Raw genomic sequence first — 16,270 nt, forward strand, 5'->3', positions numbered from 1 at the left:
GCCATGATGGCATAGCGGTTCTTTTTTGTCTTTTCGCCAGGCGCCAAGTTGATAAGGCCGCAAGGGTGCGCGCAGCAAGTTCATAAGGCAGCAAGCCGCCGTTATCGCACGTCCGTCATTGCACGCCGGGCAAATCCTCCAACTCCAGTTTAAAACCACTATTCGGCCCATCGCGCGGTGTTGATGGCGCAGTGTTACCCGCACCACGATCCGCCGCTCTCGCCGCCGCCTCCGCAGCCCGTGCCGCAGCATCGGCCGCTGCCGCAGCCTTGGCCTGCGCCGCCGCGCGATCAGCGGCAAGTGCGGTATAATAGGCCACTTCACGCCGCAGCCTTTGCTTTTCCAACACAGCCGCTTGCAATGTTTCCACCCGGCGGCGCTCACGCTCAAAAGCCTGGAGCGACAGGTAGCTTGCCATTTCACGAACATCCAGCTGCCGCTTGGGCGCAGCGAGAGGGCCGCTCAACAGCAGGTGGACGGTCGGCGCGGCATCTCCCGCCGTTGCCTGTCCAGCACCCGTCTGCACTGCACCATCCTCCCCAGGCGTAGAGACCGCCGTAGCCGGATCGAAGGCGATCTGGACATTGGCATCGACGTCACCGGAGGCAACCGTCACCACGGCCTGCGTCTCGATAGCCGCATCCTTGGCTCGGACTTTGACGCCCTGCATCCGGGCTTTACCGTCACTCAGCGTAAATGGCATGGTCACGTCGCCCAGTCGGGCTGGCGCGCGGGCCAAAAGCGGTGTGAGGGCTGTGGAGACCTGTTCTGGCGTCACCTCACTGGTCGCGGTCCCAAACGCCGCCGAGAGCGCTGGAAAGCTGGTCAGGTCCAGGTCCGGGATAACCAGGGCGGAGAGATCGACCTGACCGGAACCGTTGACCGATCCAAGCAGGCCTTGGGCGCTGCTACCGCTGCCTTCCGCCATCACTTGTAGCCTGGCTTGACCGGACAGGCCGCTGTCAGGCCAGATCTTGCCCAAGTCGGCATTGGCAAGGGACACCCTGCTGCGCAGGAAGGCCGTGCCTTGGTTGTTGGCGAGCGACATGCGCCCGGACAGCGCGCCGCCGAACAGAGTGCCGGATAGATCTTCCAGCGCCATGCCGCCATCCACCAGCGTCAGGCGCGCGGCCACATCGCGGGCGGCGGGCAATGGGGCAAGATCGAGTGTGCCAGCCTTGATGCCGATGTCCATCTGCATGTCGCCCCAAACAGGCGTCTGCACCTTCGCCGCCGACAATGCATCGGATGCGGGGTCCTTGACCGGGCCGATCACGGTCGATGCCAGCCACTCAAGATCAACCGTCTCCAGCCCAACCGCACCGCTGATTTTAACCGCAGAAGCCGTCGGCTCCAGCACCAGCGTGCCGGACAAACCATCTCCCGCAACCGCGCCTTTAACATCATGCAATTGCGTCTTGTTGCCCTGCCGCTCAATGTCGCTGGTGAGCGTGATCGGTAAACCGGTGTCGATGCCAGGAAGACTGACTGCATTCATGATCAGCAAGGGGGCAATATCGTCGCTGGCCAGTTCCACCTTGCCCTTGCCCTGCAAGAACAGGTCCGCACCGAGATTGACCGTACCGCTCATCCCAAGCCGGGTCGCCCCCGCCGTCAGCGACATCTGGCCATCCGCTGGCGCGGTCCCCTGCTGTTTCAGTTGCAGGCTCAGTTTCGCACCGCCATCCATCGGCACCGGCAGCGGATCGAAGCCAAGCTGACCCAGCAGCGCCGAAGACTCTCCATTGGCAGCGGTCAGCGAAAAGCTCTTCTCAGAATCGTCGAACACATCGAACAGGCTGTCCTGCCGATAGGCAGCGTCGACCGCCGTGCCATTGGCCTTGCCCTGTAGATCGACCTGCAAGCCGCCATATTGGGCATCGCCGAAACGGGCATTCACCACGATATCGGCGTCGGAATACCATTGCCCACTGGAAGCCAGCCGGGCCAGCAGCGGATGCTGCGGCAATTGCTGATGCAACATCGACAGAAATCCGCTGATGTCGTCAGCATGCAGCATGACCTGCGCCTTGCCACTATAATCGGCAAGCGAGCCAGTGGCTTCGCCTGTCGCCTTGATACTGGCGCCGGCAAGATTGCCGATATCCAGCTTGCGCACCGAAAACCCGCCATCCTTGTAGGTAAACAGACCATCCACATCGCGCGCCGTAATGCCGAAGGCCGAAAACGCATCGACCTTGATGTTCCCGGCGATCTGGTGGCTCAGCAGCGCATCGTCGCTGGCATCGCCGGATACCAGCGAGGCAAGCGCTTTCGTTGCATCGAAGTCGAAGGCATTGCCGGAGAGATCAAAGGACAGGCTGGGCATGACGCCATCGGCAGATTGCCGCTCGAGACGCCCATGCAGGCTGGCAGGCCCGATGGCCAATTCCAGCTTGTCGAACCGTTGCAGGTCGGACGTCAGGTTGACGTTGGCGGAAAAGCCCGCCGTACGCAATTGCCGGATAGCCGGATCAACATCGCCCGATAGCCAGGAAGCCAGCCCGGACGGTTGGCTAGACGCAACCAGCAGCGAACCGTTAAAGGAGGCCTGATCTTTCAGTTGTAGCCGTCCCGCGGCTTCCGCCTGGGTGCGGCCCGGAAGAGTGGCAACCGCCTTGTCCACCTGCCAGCCGGTTCCGGCTGGCCGCAGATCCAGGGTAATATCCCGGATCACGGTATCGCCAGCGACAATCGCAGGCAGTTTCAGGCTGGCGCGACCCGGCATGTCGGGAATGGGGATCCGGTCTGCCAGCGCTATCAGCGACTGGATACGCTGGCGGGCGGAATTCTGCATCTGCCGACCGGTCTTGCCCTTGGGCAGGCTGGGCGTCAGCTTATCGACGTCAATCTGCTGGCCCTCGGCTGTCAGCAGAAATTCCGGTGCCTTGCCGCTATCCAGCGTCGCCTCGCCGGTGATGATATAGGGCTGGTCGCTGGCGCCTATTTCCATCCGGTATTCAGGAATCCGCACCCGATCATTGGCCAGTTCGAACTTGCCCTTGATGCGCGGCGGCAGCACCGGATTGCCCATTGGTGCGCTGACCTGACCGTCCTCAACATTGGCGCGCAGAGCCGCCAGGAAACTGCCTTGCAATGTCGGACGCTTCTCGACAAGCGCGAGATCGCCGGACAGGTCGATATCGACGGGCGTTGCATCCGGGGCGATATGGATTTTCACCGGCACGGCCCCCTTGGCCGGATCCGGCTGAAGGCTGGACAGCGAGAAATTGCCGGACTGGCCATCCAGCGCGCCCTGCCCCAACACCGTCCAGGGACCAGCCAGCGAGCGGGCCGTCATATCGGCATTGAGACCGCTGATCTCACGGGTGCGGCCTGTCTGCTGATCGACCAGGGTCACGGCACCATCGACGACCGTCACCTTTTCCAGCACGACATTGCGGCCCGGCAGGCTTGGCTGGCTGCCCTGCAACCAATCCAGCGAACCGTCCGGCAACAATCTCAGCCGCACATTCGGCTGCTCGATCCGCATGGCGAAAATCCGCGCTTCGCCGGACAGAAACGGCGCAAGCTCGGCATCCATGGAAAACCGCGCCACATGCGCCAGTGTCTTGCCGTCAGTACCCGGTCCGACAGTGACGTCATTCATCGTGATCGACGGAAACGGCAGGATACGCGCCTCGACAGCGCCGTGGACCACCACCTTTTTACCAAGAAGACGGCTGGCCTGATCCTCGAAATCCTTGCGGAAATCCGTCCAGTTGACGAAAAGCGGCGCCAGAAGCGCGGCAAACAGCGCCACCACGACCAATCCGCCAAACGCGATGAACAGTCTGCCTAGCACTGCGACTCCCTGTGTTGTTTCATGCTGTTTATCGTAACGGCTTTAAGCCTGCGGATCAAAGCCGGAAGATCTTGCCCGGATTAAACAGATTGTCGGGGTCCAGTCCACGCTTTACCTGGCGCATCACATCTAATGCACCGCCAAGCTCTGCTTCCAGATAGGACATCTTGCCCTGGCCGACCCCATGTTCGCCGGTGCAGGTGCCATCCATGGCCAGCGCCCGCTCGTTCAGCCGCGCCATGAACGCCTCCACCTTATCGACATTTTCGGCGTCCTTGTCGTCAAACAGGATCAGCAGATGGAAATTGCCATCACCGACATGGCCGACAATCGGCGCCAGAAGCCCGGTCTCGGCAATATCGGCCTGGGTTTCCGCCACGCATTCCGCCAGCCTGGAGATCGGCACGCAGACATCGGTGGACAAGCCCGCCAGTTCCGGGGCAAGCGCCCGGCCAGCCCAATAGGCGTTGTGACGTGCCTTCCACAGTTGGGCGCGCTCCTGCGGATCGGAGGTGAAGCGCAGGTCCTCGGCCCCATATTCCTCGGCAATGGCGGCAAATTGCTCCGCCTGCAAGGCCACCGTCTGCTCCGTGCCGTGAAACTCCAGAAACAGCGTCGGCCTTTCTGGCAGGCTGAGGTTGGAATAGGCGTTGCAGGCTCGGACCTGCATGGCATCGAGCAACTCGATCCGCGCCACGGGAATGCCCATCTGAATGGTCATGATGACAGCATCGCAGGCCGATTTGACATCGGCAAAGGCGCAGACACCGCCACCGATCTTTTCCGGGATGCCCTGAAGTTTGAGGGTGATCGAGGTGATCACCCCCAGTGTGCCTTCGGCACCGACGAACAACCGGGTCAGATCATAGCCCGCCGAGGATTTGCGGGCGCGGTGGGCGGTGCGGATTTCTTCGCCATTGGCGGTCACCACCGTCAGCGCCATGACATTGTCCTTCATCGTACCATAGCGCACCGCATTGGTGCCGGAAGCACGGGTCGAGGCCATGCCGCCGATCGAGGCATTGGCGCCGGGATCGATGGGGAAGAATAGACCGGTATCGCGCAGATAGGTGTTCAGCGCCTCGCGCGTCACGCCGGGCTGGACTGTGCAGTCTAGATCCTCGGCATTAACCTCGATAACTTTATCCATCCGGGTGAAATCGATGGAAATACCGCCATGCGCCGCATTGACCTGCCCCTCCAGCGAAGAGCCGACCCCAAACGGCACCATCGGCACCTTATGCTGGGCGCAGATCCGCACCACGGTCTTCACGTCCTCGGCGCTTTCGACGAAAACCACCCCATCGGGCAATTGCGCCGGCAGATAGGTGGTGGTGTGGGCATGTTGTTCCCGGAAGGACTGGCCGGTCTGGAACCGCTCGCCGAAGGACTGCTTGAGCAGATCCAGAACGAGTGCAATCCCCTCTTCGTTGCGCATTCCCGCCACGACATCCTTCCTGCTCATGCCCGTCTCCCTGCATCTCGAACCATTTTGTCAATTGGTTGCAGGTATGGCCAGAGCAGACAGGCTTGTCCAGTCATTGCGGCAGGAAATGCCGATATCATGTCAGGGTTAAAAGAACGATCAGCCGAACCGCCCGGTGACATAGTCGCTGGTACGCTGGTCACCAGGGGCGCTGAAAATCACCTCGGTGCGGTCGAATTCCACCAGTTCGCCCAGATACATGAAGGCTGTATATTGCGAAATGCGCGCCGCCTGATGCAGATTGTGGGTGACGATGGCGATACAATAGGTGGACCGCAGGGTCTCGATCAATTCTTCCAGCTTGCTGGTCGAGATCGGATCGAGCGCCGAGGCTGGCTCGTCCAGCAGCAGCACGGACGGCTTGACGGCAATGGCGCGGGCAATACACAGGCGCTGCTGCTGACCACCGGAAAGACCAAGGCCGCTCTGGTGCAGCTTGTCCTTCACCTCGCCCCAAAGCGCTGCTTCCTGAAGTGCTGCTTCAACGCGATTATCCATATCCGGCTTGGAAAGTTTTTCATAAAGGCGGATGCCGAAGGCGATATTCTCATAGATCGACATCGGAAACGGCGTCGGCTTTTGGAAAACCATGCCGATCTTGGCCCGCAGCCGGTTCAGGTCTTCGGATGGGTTGAGAATATCGCGTCCGTCGAGCAAAACCTCGCCCGTCACCTTTTGACCCGGATAGAGATCGTACATCCGGTTGAAAATCCGCAGCAGGGTGGATTTCCCACAGCCGGACGGGCCGATAAAGGCGGTGACCGTGCGGTCACGCAGGCCGAGATCGACATTTTTGATCGCCTGATAGCCGTTTTGGTAATAAAACGACAGCTGCTTGGCCTCAACCTTGATAGGGCGGCCGATATCGGACGGATTGAAGGCTTGCAGAGGCGCGCGCATCAGGGGCGTCCTTGTACCCGTGTCAGACATTTGCATCTATCTTTCCTTCTTTCCGAAGAATAACCCCGCCGACAGGCTTCGTGCGACGATATTCAAAACCAGGATCGTCACCGTGATCAACAGCGCCCCTCCCCAGGCCAACCGCTGCCAATCCTCATAGGGGCTCATGGCAAACTGGAAGATCACCACCGGCAGATTGGCGATCGGCTGGCTGAGATCGGCGGTCCAGTATTGATTGTTGAGCGCGGTAAACAGCAAAGGCGCGGTCTCGCCGCTGATACGGGCGACAGCCAGCAGCACGCCGGTCAACATTCCGGAGCGGGCGCTGCGCCAGATCACCGAGGTCATGATTTTCCAGCGGGGCGCGCCAAGTGCTGCCGCCGCCTCGCGCATCGCATCCGGCACCAGCGCCAGCATATCCTGGGTGGTGCGGTTGATGACCGGAATGGCAATCAACGCCAGCGAGGCAGCCCCGGCATAGCCGGAGAAATGCCGGAACGGCACGACCAGCAGCGTATAGACAAACAGGCCGATGACGATGGATGGTGCGGCCAGCAGGATATCGTTGACGAAAATCGCCACCGTGCCAAGCTTTGTGCCGCGCCCGTATTCCGCAAGATAGGTACCGGCCAGGATACCGATTGGCGTTGCCACCACGGTTGCCAGTAGCGTCATCATAAAGGAGCCGTAGATGGCATTGGCAAGACCGCCATCCGAACCGGGTGGCGGCGTCATCTTGGTGAAGAGGTCAAGCGTGATCGCTTGCAGACCATTGCTGAACAGCGTCCACAGGATTGCCGCCAGAACGGCGAGACCAAGAATGGCCGAGGCCAGCGACAGGCCAAGGGCGATGCGGTTGACGAGATAGCGGCGAGAAACAATCGACATCGGCTGGCCTCAAAAACTCTCACTGCGTCCGATGAGCCACTTGGCAAGCGCCAGCACTGCAAAGGTGATGAAGAACAGGATGAGACCAAGCGCCACCAGACTGGACGTATAGAGATCCGACGTCGCCTCGGAAAACTCATTGGCAATCGAGGCGGAAATCGTCGTGGCGGGCGACAACAGCGAGGTGGCGATCCGGTGTGAATTACCGATCACGAAGGTCACCGCCATGGTTTCGCCCAGCGCCCGACCAAGGCCCAGCATGACGCCGCCGATCAAGCCGCGCCGGGTATAGGGAATGATGATGTGGAAGACGACTTCCCAGGTGGTCATGCCCATGCCATAGGCCGATTCCCTGAGCAGCACCGGCACCGTACCGAACACGTCGCGGGTCACGGAAGTGATAAAGGGAATGACCATAATCGCCAGCACGATCCCCGCCGTCAGAAGACCGATGCCATAGGGTGCGCCGCTAAACAGCAGGCCGACAACAGGCACATTTCCGAATGTGGCGATCAAAGCGGGCTGCACCACGGATTGCATGACCGGCGCCAGCACGAAGAAGCCCCAGAGCCCGTAAATAATGCTGGGAATACCCGCCAGAAGCTCGATGGCCGTGCCGATGGGCCGTTGCAGCAGCGGCGGACACATTTCAGTCAGGAAAATAGCAATGCCGAAGCTAACGGGAACGCCGATCACCAGCCCGATGACCGAGGTAATCAACGTGCCGTAAATCGGTGCGGCGGCCCCGTAAATGTCCTTGGCCGGGCTCCAGCGTTCGTTCCACAGGAAAGATAGGCCGAATTCGCGCCAGGTCGGCAAGGATTCGATCAGCAGCGACAGGAAAACACCGAGAAGTGCCACCATTACCAGCATGGCGCAAAGCCAGGTGGCGCGGATGAACATCGCATCGGCAAAGCGCACCCGCTTGGCGGCAGTGGTTCTTGCCTCGTCCTCGCTCATGGTCGGTTGATGGGTGGCAGTCATGCAGAAACTTTCTCGCAGGAGCTTTATGGCAGGCCAAGACACAAATAGCGGGCGGTGGAACCATTCGCTCAGACTGCTGACAAAGTCCGCATTTATCCTCGACGTCATGCTCGGCCTTGTGCCGAGCATCTAAGCACGTTAATTTAATCCAACAACGTCAATGACTTATTCATCCACGGCAGACCCTCGGGACAGGCCCGAGGGTGACGAAATGCCGAGATCGAAGTTGGGCAAAAGACTGAGCGGGCGGTGGAACCGTCCGCTGTTTTCTCTCAAAATTTCGGAATGCCCGACCTTAGATGGCCCCAATTACATCGCCTTGAAGACCGGCTTGCCGTCCTTCTGGATGCTGTCCCAGGAGTTTTCGATCAGCTTCACCACCGGCTTCGGAATAGCCACATATTCCAGCGCCTTGGCTTCGCCGGTGCCATCCTTGTAGGCCCAGGCGAAGAACTTCAGGGCGGCTTCGGTCGCGTCCTTGTCGGCAGGGTCCTTATGGATCAGCACCCAGGTGGAGGCGGCAATCGGCCAGCTCTTTTCGCCGGGCTGATTGGTGATGACGACGTTGAAATTCTTTGCACCGGCCCAATCGGCATTGGCGGCAGCAGCTGCAAAGCTGTCCAGCGAAGGCTCAACCACCTTGCCCGCGTCATTCTTCATCTTGGCATAGCCGAGCTTATTCTGGATCACATAGGCATATTCATTATAGCCGATGGCGCCAGCGGTCTGCTTGACCGTGTTGGCAACACCTTCAGAACCCTTGGCGCCGATGCCGACTGGCCATTCGACAGCGGTGTCGGAGCCGATCTTGCTCTTCCAATCGGCGGAAACCTTGCTGAGGTAGTCGGTGAAGTTAAAGGTCGTGCCGGAACCGTCGGCGCGGTGTACGACAACGATGGCCTGGTCGGGCAGCTTAACGCCCTTGTTGAGGGCTGCAATCGCCGGGTCGTTCCACTTGGTGATCGTGCCCATATAGATGCCTTCGAGCGCCTTTCCATCCAGAACAAGTTCGCCCGGCTTGACGCCTTCGATATTGTACATCGGCACGATGCCGCCCATCACCATCGGAAACTGGGTCAGGCCGTTCTTGGTGAGTTCTTCGTCGCTCAGCGGCTTGTCGGTGGCGCCGAAGGTCACGGTCTTGGCTTCAACCTGCTTGATGCCGCCGCCCGAACCGATGGACTGGTAATTCAGGCTGATGCCGGTCTTGGCCTTGTAGGCTTCACCCCATTTGGAAAACACAGGGTAGATGAAGCTGGAACCGGCACCGGAAATGTCGGCGGCAAAAGCCGCACCGGTAAAGGCGACCGAAAAGGCGGCAAGCGCCGCACCCGTGGCGATCTTTTTCATGAAAGTCATCGGAATAATCCCCGTGTTCGTCGAGCAATCTCTCAAAGCCCCAGCGGCTTTTCGAGCGACACTGGCATTGGCCTAAGTCGCTTCCATGAAGCTTTCGTGACAAAATTCCGGCCAGCGAGCGGCATCACGCGGCTGTGATTTTCAGGCCCATAAGCGTAAAGTTGGCGTGATTTTCCTTCCATTTGCAATCAGGTTTCCCTTCCCCTCTTCCCGCCTGTTTTTTTCTCAATTCACCGACCCGCTGCCGGGATTGGAATGAAACAAGAACGTTTTCACTGGCCTTTCGAGGTAGAATCACTACATTGAAGGGCATGAGCAACGGTTTTGACGATATTCCCTTCTTTGACGAAGAGCCTGCACCCCGGACCTCCGCAAAAGGAGCGAAAGCCACGGATGCGCCTGCGCCCCAACAGGAGAGCAGCCCTGCGGCAAGCACCAAAGCTGGGGGCGGATTGGGCATCGCGGCGCGTGCCATGGCCGCGCGCGACCAGAACCGCAATCCGGATTACCTCGCAGGCCTCAACCCGGAACAGCGCGAAGCGGTCGAAACCCTGGATGGTCCGGTTCTGGTACTGGCGGGTGCCGGCACCGGCAAGACGCGGGTGTTGACCACCCGTATCGCCCATATTCTGGCCACCGGCCGCGCTTTCCCCAGCCAGATCCTCTCCGTCACCTTCACCAACAAGGCGGCCCGCGAGATGAAGGAGCGCGTCGGCGTTCTGGTTGGCGGTGCTGTCGAGGGCATGCCGTGGCTCGGCACGTTCCACTCCATCGGCGTCAAGCTTTTGCGCCGCCATGCCGAACTGGTCGGCCTGACCTCGGATTTCACCATTCTCGATACAGATGACGTGGTGCGGCTAATCAAGCAGATCATCCAGGCCGAAGGGTTGGACGACAAGCGCTGGCCCGCCAAGATGTTTGCGGGAATGATCGACGGCTGGAAAAACAAGGGCCTCGACCCGGCGCAGATCCCCGAGGGCGACGCCCGTGCCTTTGGCAATGGCAAGGGCCGCGAGCTTTACGCCGCCTACCAGGCCCGGCTGAAAAGCCTGAATGCCTGCGATTTCGGCGATCTTCTGCTGCACCCGATCCGCATGTTCCGCGCCAATCCGGATGTGCTGAAGGACTATCACCAGCGCTTCCGCTATATTCTGGTGGATGAGTATCAGGACACCAACACGGCGCAATATATGTGGTTGCGGCTGTTGGCCCAGCGGCCAAGCACCAAAGCCGCTGACGGCAAGGTCACAAACGGCACAGTGAATATTTGCTGCGTCGGCGATGATGACCAGTCGATCTATGGCTGGCGTGGCGCCGAAGTGGACAACATCCTGCGCTTCGAGAAGGATTTTCCGGGCGCAAAAGTCATCAAGCTGGAGCGGAATTACCGCTCGACGGAGCATATTCTCGGCGCTGCCGGTTTTCTGATTGCCCATAACGAGGGGCGTCTGGGTAAGACGCTGTTTACCGACCGGGTCGATCCGAACGACGAAAAAGTCGTGGTGCATGCCGCCTGGGATTCGGAAGAGGAAGCCCGTGCGGTTGGCGAGGAAATCGAGCAGCTGCAACGCAACCAGCATAAGCTCAACGACATGGCCATTCTGGTGCGCGCCTCCTTCCAGATGCGCGAGTTTGAAGACCGGTTTGTGACGCTTGGGCTGAACTATCGGGTCATCGGCGGTCCGCGCTTTTACGAGCGGTTGGAAATCCGCGATGCCATGGCCTATTTCCGTATGGTCTGCCAGCCCGCTGACGACCTGGCCTTTGAGCGGATCGTCAACACGCCAAAGCGCGGTCTGGGCGACACCACGGTGCGCACCCTGCATGACTATGCCCGCAAACGAGATATTCCGATGCTGGCGGCGGCGTCTGACATCATCGAGACCGATGAGCTGAAGCCGAAGGCGCGCAAGGCGCTGTTTGACGTGGTGACGGATTTCCGCCGCTGGCAGGATCTGCTGGAAAACACGCCGCATACCGAACTGGCCGAGCAGATCCTTGATGAGAGCGGCTATACGGCCATGTGGCAGAACGACAAATCGGCAGAAGCGCCGGGGCGGCTGGAAAACCTGAAGGAACTGATCCGCTCGATGGAAGCCTTCGAGAGCATGCGCAGCTTCATGGAGCATGTCTCGCTGGTGATGGATGCCGAGACTAACGAAAATCTCGACGCCGTATCGATCATGACGCTGCATTCCGCCAAGGGGCTGGAATTCGAAACGGTGTTCCTGCCCGGCTGGGAAGAAGGCCTGTTTCCGCATCAGCGCGCGCTGGACGAAGGCGGACGCGCCGCGCTGGAGGAAGAACGGCGGCTGGCCTATGTCGGCCTGACGCGGGCCAAGCGCCGCTGCCACCTGTGGTTCGTTTCCAACCGGCGCATCCATGGCCTGTGGCAATCGACCATGCCGTCGCGCTTCCTGGATGAACTGCCGCCCGCCCATGTGGAAGTGGCGGAAGTGGAAACCAGCTATGGCGGCTATGGACGCGGCGGCTATGGCCAATCCCGCTTCGACAAGCAGGAGCCTTTCACCAATTCCTACTCCACCCCCGGCTGGAAGCGCGCCCAGGCCAACAAAACCGACGCCACCCGCGAAAACTGGGGCAGCCGCTCCGGCCACGCGGTGGAACGCATCGGCTACGGCGAAAGCGGCCCCCGCGGCCAAACCATCGACGGCCAGTTGGTCGCCAAATCCACCAGCAATGAACCGTCAAAGTTCTCCGTCGGCGACCGGGTTTTTCATATCAAATTCGGCAACGGCAATGTGTCTGTCGTTGAGGGAAACAAGCTGACGATCGATTTTGATCGGGCGGGGCAAAAGCGGGTGCTGGACGGGTTTGTGGAGCGGGCTTGAGCCATGAAGCATGCTGCTGTTACGGATACCGGTGCGCGGATCGGCTATGTCGAACTGGCAGGACGAGAGCCGGTGCGGCTCTTCATCCATGGCCTTGGAAGCTCCTCGCTCGCCTATTTCACGGCAATCGCAGCAGATCCGTTGCTCGTCGGCCAAAGAAGCCTGCTCATCGATCTGCTCGGCTTCGGCATCAGCGACCGGCCCCAAGATTACGACTATACCATTGATCGTCAGGCACAAAGTCTGGCACGGTTGCTCGATGACCTTGGCTTGTCGAACGTTGACGTCGTCGCCCACAGCATGGGCGGCTCGATTGCCGTTGCGCTCGCGTCGTTAAGGCCGGATCTTATCGGTTCTCTGGTTCTATGCGAGCCAAGCCTGAAGCCCACTCCCCGGCTCCGTGTCGAGGCTTATACCGAACGCGCCTTTATCGAACAGGGCTTCGCCATTGTTTTGACCTCCGTTGGCGATGTATGGCCAGCAACGATGCGGAACGCCGACCCGGTTGCCATGTATCGCAGCGAGCATTCGCTTGGAAAGAACATGCCGGACGATCTTTGCGAGCGGCTGCTTGGGCTGACCATGCCACGGCTGATTATCGTCGGCGCCAAAACACCCAATCCGCATTGCCAGGACCAAATCCGCGCCGCCAGCCTGCCGGTCGTTACAATTCCAGAGGCTGGCCATAATATGATGCTCGACAATCACGCAGCCTTCGTTGCCGCCTTGCGCGATTTCTTTTTGAAGACAAGCTAAGCGATCCAGTGTGCGGCAAAGCATCTGATTGGCTTTTCATTGCCTTTGGACTGATCGAGCTTACGACCCGTGATGTCGATTTTTCTTGAACCAACAGTTAGAATTTTTGGACTGGACGTAATCTCTATCAACCCATGGCAGGCATCAACTTAAAATCCCGCCATCAGTGTAAGCTTAGCCCAGCGCTTCTTCATTCCGATGCAGCCACATCAGTTCCATTTGCACGGCGTCCTGGAAATTCATGATCTCGCCGCGCATGACGTCTTCGGGGCAGCCGAGGTCGAGGAGTTCGGCACCGAGCTGGCGGCAGGTGGCGCGCCAGTAGATGGTGGCGTCGTTGCCTTGCAGGCGGTCCAGTGTCACGGCGGCACCGCGCACCATGTCACGGCGGCTGGCCAGCGGGAAGAAGGCCAGCGTCGAGGCGACGGGCTCAAGCTTGGCGGCAGTGTTGGGCATACGAACCATCCTTTATACTGATGATTCGTTTTACGGCTTCATGGTTAAGGTTTGGTTGCCGTAGCGGAAGGACATTTGAATCAATTGTTTCAAAAGAAGACCCTTCCCGGTCAAAACCGGAAGGGGTCCGCTTTCCTCGTATCTGGTAATGGTCAGTGCGTACCGCCCCTCACCCCGCTTCCGCTTCGCTCAGCGGACTGACCGGGGCAGAGCCACGGGTCTCTGCCCGTCCTTCGGACCCCCGCTGGGGAGAGGAGGCAACAAGCGTTGCGGCTCCTGCCCTCTTCTCCCCCTTCTTTTTCTGAGGATTGGGGGGAGAAGGTGCCGGCAGGCGGATGAGGGGGGCGAAGCCTGGCACTCAATAAGCCCCCCTGAACTCATTTGAACTCAAGGGATTATGTTGTAACTTCCATGACTTACGGCAGCGTATAGGCGATCACATAATCCCCCGGCTTGGTACCAACAGAACCATGACCGCCCGCGACCATCACAACATATTGCTTGCCATTCAGCTCATAGCTCATCGGCGTCGCCTGGCCGCCAGCCGGAAGCCGGCCTTCCCAAAGAACCTTGCCGGTGGCGAGGTCATAGGCGCGCAGATAATTATCGACGGCAGCACCGAGGAAAGCGACGCCGCCCTTGGTAATCATCGGCCCGCCGATGCCGGGTACGCCAACCTTGAAGGGCAGCGGCAGCGGCGTCATATCATGCACGGTGCCATTGCGATGCTGATAGGCGATCTTGCCGGTCTTCAGATCAACAGCGGCAACTGTACCCCATGGCGGTGCCTGGCAGGGAATGCCGATGGGCGACAGGAACGGCCCCATTTTCACGGCATAGGGCGCGCCATCATTGCGGTTCAGCCCCTGTTCCGAGCCTTTTTCGTCCTGCCCCTTGGCCGGAACCTGATCACGCGGCACAAGCTGTGAGGTGAAGGCCAGATAGGTCGGCATGCCGAACATCACCTGTTTTTCCGGATCGACAGCCACCGAACCCCAGTTAAACGTGCCGAAATTGCCGGGATAGATGATCGAGCCCTGCAACGATGGCGGGGTATATTGGCCGTCATAGCGCAACTGATGGAACTTGATGCGGCAGGCCAACTGATCAAGCAGCGTTACGCCCCACATATTGCGCTCTTCCAGCTTCGGTGGGCGGAAGCTTAAGGCCGAAATCGGCTGGGTTGGCGAGGCATGGTCTTCCGGGATGGTGCCGCCGGGGGCCGGAAGCTCCTTGATCGGAATGATCGGCTGGCCAGTGCGCCGGTCCAGCACATAGACATCGCCCTGCTTGGTGGAGGCAACCAGCGCCGGAACAGTGGTGCCACCGCTGTTGATATCGAGCAGCACGGGCTGGGCGGGAACATCCATGTCCCAGAGATCGTGATGGACGAATTGCTGCACCCAGCGATCGGCACCGGTGTTGAGATCGAGCGCCACGACCGAGGAAGAATATTTTTCCACATTGGCGCTGCGGTTCATGCCCAACTGGTCCGGCACCTGATTGCCGAGCGGGATATAAACAAGGCCCAACTGTTCATCGACCGAGAATACCGACCAGCTGTTTGGCGAATTGGCGGTGTATGTCTGGCCTTGCGGAAGCGGTTGGGTCTGGCCCGGATTGCCGCTGTCCCAGTTCCACACCAGCGCGCCGGTCTGGACGTCGAAGGCGCGGATCACGCCGGATTGCTCTTTGGTGGAATAATTGTCGTTGACCGCCCCACCAATGATGATCTTGCCAGCGGCAATCACCGGCGGCGAGGTGGAATAATAATAGCCAGCCGGATTGTAGGGCATGCCCTGTTCCAGATGCAGCACGCCCTTGTCGGCAAAGCTTTCGCAGATCTTGCCATTGGCGGCATCGAGCGCGATCAGTCGTGCATCCGAGGTCGGCAGATAGACGCGAGTGGCGCAGGGCGCACCTGATGTGGCGGCAGGATCGGCATAATAGGTGACACCACGGCAGGTCTGGTGCTGGCGGTCCGGGTTCAGTCCGACATTGGGATCATATTTCCATTTCTGCTTGCCGGTCGCCGCGTCCACAGCGATAGCCCAATTGTGCGGGGTGCAGAGATAAAGCGTATCGCCCACTTTCAGCGGCGTTACCTGATAGGTTGTTTCGCCTACATCGCCGGGCTGCTTCACATCGCCGGTCTGGTAAGTCCAGGCAGTCTTCAGCGTCTTGACATTGTCGGTGGTGATCTGGCTGAGCGGCGAATAGCGCTGACCGTAGGGCGTGCGGCCATATTGATGCCATTCGCCATCGGCCATGTCGCCGCCATAGGACGGTGTGGCGCTGGCCACATCCATCGGCAACGTGCCGGGCTTGTCATAGGGGTCCTGCGTCATCGAATAGCCCGCGACAACAAGCGCGACCAGCACCGGCAGGGCCACTGGCCAGGCGCTGGCGGCAATACCGCCTTCGCGGCGATGCAGCGGTCCCAGCCTGCGGCGGATGGCAGGCAGAAGCAGCACGAAGCCAAGTACGATGACCAGCCCGCCGCGCGTTCCAAGCTGCCACCAGTCAAAGCCGACCTCCCAGATCGCCCAGCCCAGGCAGCCGAGAATGAACAGCCCGTAGATCCACAGCGCCGACGCCTTGCGCATCACCAGAAGAAGGGCCACGAGGATGAAGGCGAGACCGGCGATGAGGTAAAACGGGCTACCGCCGAGCGACAGGAGATAGCCGCCCCCGCCGCCGAGCGCGAGCCCGATGACGGCGAAGACGACCGCTGTAACGATGAGGATCATGGGACAAATCCGATGCATGTTGAAAATAAGCGGG

The 16,270-nt window shown here is 60.0% G+C and carries 10 protein-coding genes; 2 read left to right on the forward strand and 8 right to left on the reverse strand.

Annotated elements, in window-relative coordinates:
• Nucleotides 1-115: 115 nt before the first annotated feature.
• The 6 genes from AVCG78_RS09380 to pstS all read right to left on the reverse strand — a co-directional run bounded on the left by AVCG78_RS09380 (nt 116) and on the right by pstS (nt 9,422).
• A complete protein-coding gene (locus tag AVCG78_RS09380) occupies nt 116-3,805 on the reverse strand; it encodes an AsmA family protein (protein ID WP_156582966.1) in 3,690 nt (1,229 codons plus the stop codon).
• Nucleotides 3,806-3,860: 55 nt separating this feature from the next.
• Entirely contained in the window at nt 3,861-5,270 is a 1,410-nt protein-coding gene (locus AVCG78_RS09385; RefSeq protein ID WP_071206579.1) for an FAD-binding oxidoreductase, read from the reverse strand.
• Between the two features lie 120 nt (nt 5,271-5,390).
• Nucleotides 5,391-6,191, reverse strand: a complete 801-nt coding sequence (gene pstB, locus AVCG78_RS09390) for a phosphate ABC transporter ATP-binding protein PstB (protein WP_071584905.1) — start codon at nt 6,189-6,191, stop codon at nt 5,391-5,393.
• Between the two features lie 36 nt (nt 6,192-6,227).
• Nucleotides 6,228-7,079, reverse strand: a complete 852-nt coding sequence (pstA, locus tag AVCG78_RS09395; RefSeq protein ID WP_071206574.1) for a phosphate ABC transporter permease PstA — start codon at nt 7,077-7,079, stop codon at nt 6,228-6,230.
• 9 nt (nt 7,080-7,088) lie between these two features.
• Nucleotides 7,089-8,063, reverse strand: coding sequence for a phosphate ABC transporter permease subunit PstC (gene pstC / locus AVCG78_RS09400; RefSeq protein WP_071206573.1), 975 nt, complete (start codon nt 8,061-8,063; stop codon nt 7,089-7,091).
• A 309-nt stretch (nt 8,064-8,372) separates the two neighbouring features.
• Nucleotides 8,373-9,422 (reverse strand): phosphate ABC transporter substrate-binding protein PstS, encoded by a 1,050-nt coding sequence (gene pstS, locus AVCG78_RS09405; protein WP_071206570.1) that lies wholly within the window; start codon nt 9,420-9,422, stop codon nt 8,373-8,375.
• 311 nt (nt 9,423-9,733) lie between these two features.
• Between pstS and AVCG78_RS09410 the strand changes: the two genes are divergently transcribed.
• On the forward strand, nt 9,734-12,274 hold the full coding sequence (locus AVCG78_RS09410; protein WP_071206566.1) for an ATP-dependent helicase: 2,541 nt from the start codon (nt 9,734-9,736) through the stop codon (nt 12,272-12,274).
• Nucleotides 12,275-12,277: 3 nt separating this feature from the next.
• Complete coding sequence (locus AVCG78_RS09415) at nt 12,278-13,030, forward strand: alpha/beta fold hydrolase (RefSeq protein WP_071206565.1); 753 nt, start codon at nt 12,278-12,280, stop codon at nt 13,028-13,030.
• A 174-nt stretch (nt 13,031-13,204) separates the two neighbouring features.
• On the opposite strand, the gene AVCG78_RS09420 is transcribed toward AVCG78_RS09415, so the two are convergent.
• Entirely contained in the window at nt 13,205-13,486 is a 282-nt protein-coding gene (locus AVCG78_RS09420) for a DUF6074 family protein (RefSeq protein ID WP_041696784.1), read from the reverse strand.
• 416 nt (nt 13,487-13,902) lie between these two features.
• Nucleotides 13,903-16,236 carry a glucose/quinate/shikimate family membrane-bound PQQ-dependent dehydrogenase gene (locus AVCG78_RS09425; protein WP_071206563.1) on the reverse strand — a complete coding sequence of 778 codons (2,334 nt, stop codon included), beginning with the start codon at nt 16,234-16,236 and terminating at the stop codon, nt 13,903-13,905.
• Nucleotides 16,237-16,270: the final 34 nt, after the last annotated feature.

The sequence above is a fragment of the Gillisella vitis genome (assembly GCF_021559775.1).
Taxonomy (GTDB): Bacteria; Pseudomonadota; Alphaproteobacteria; order Rhizobiales; family Rhizobiaceae; genus Allorhizobium; species Allorhizobium ampelinum.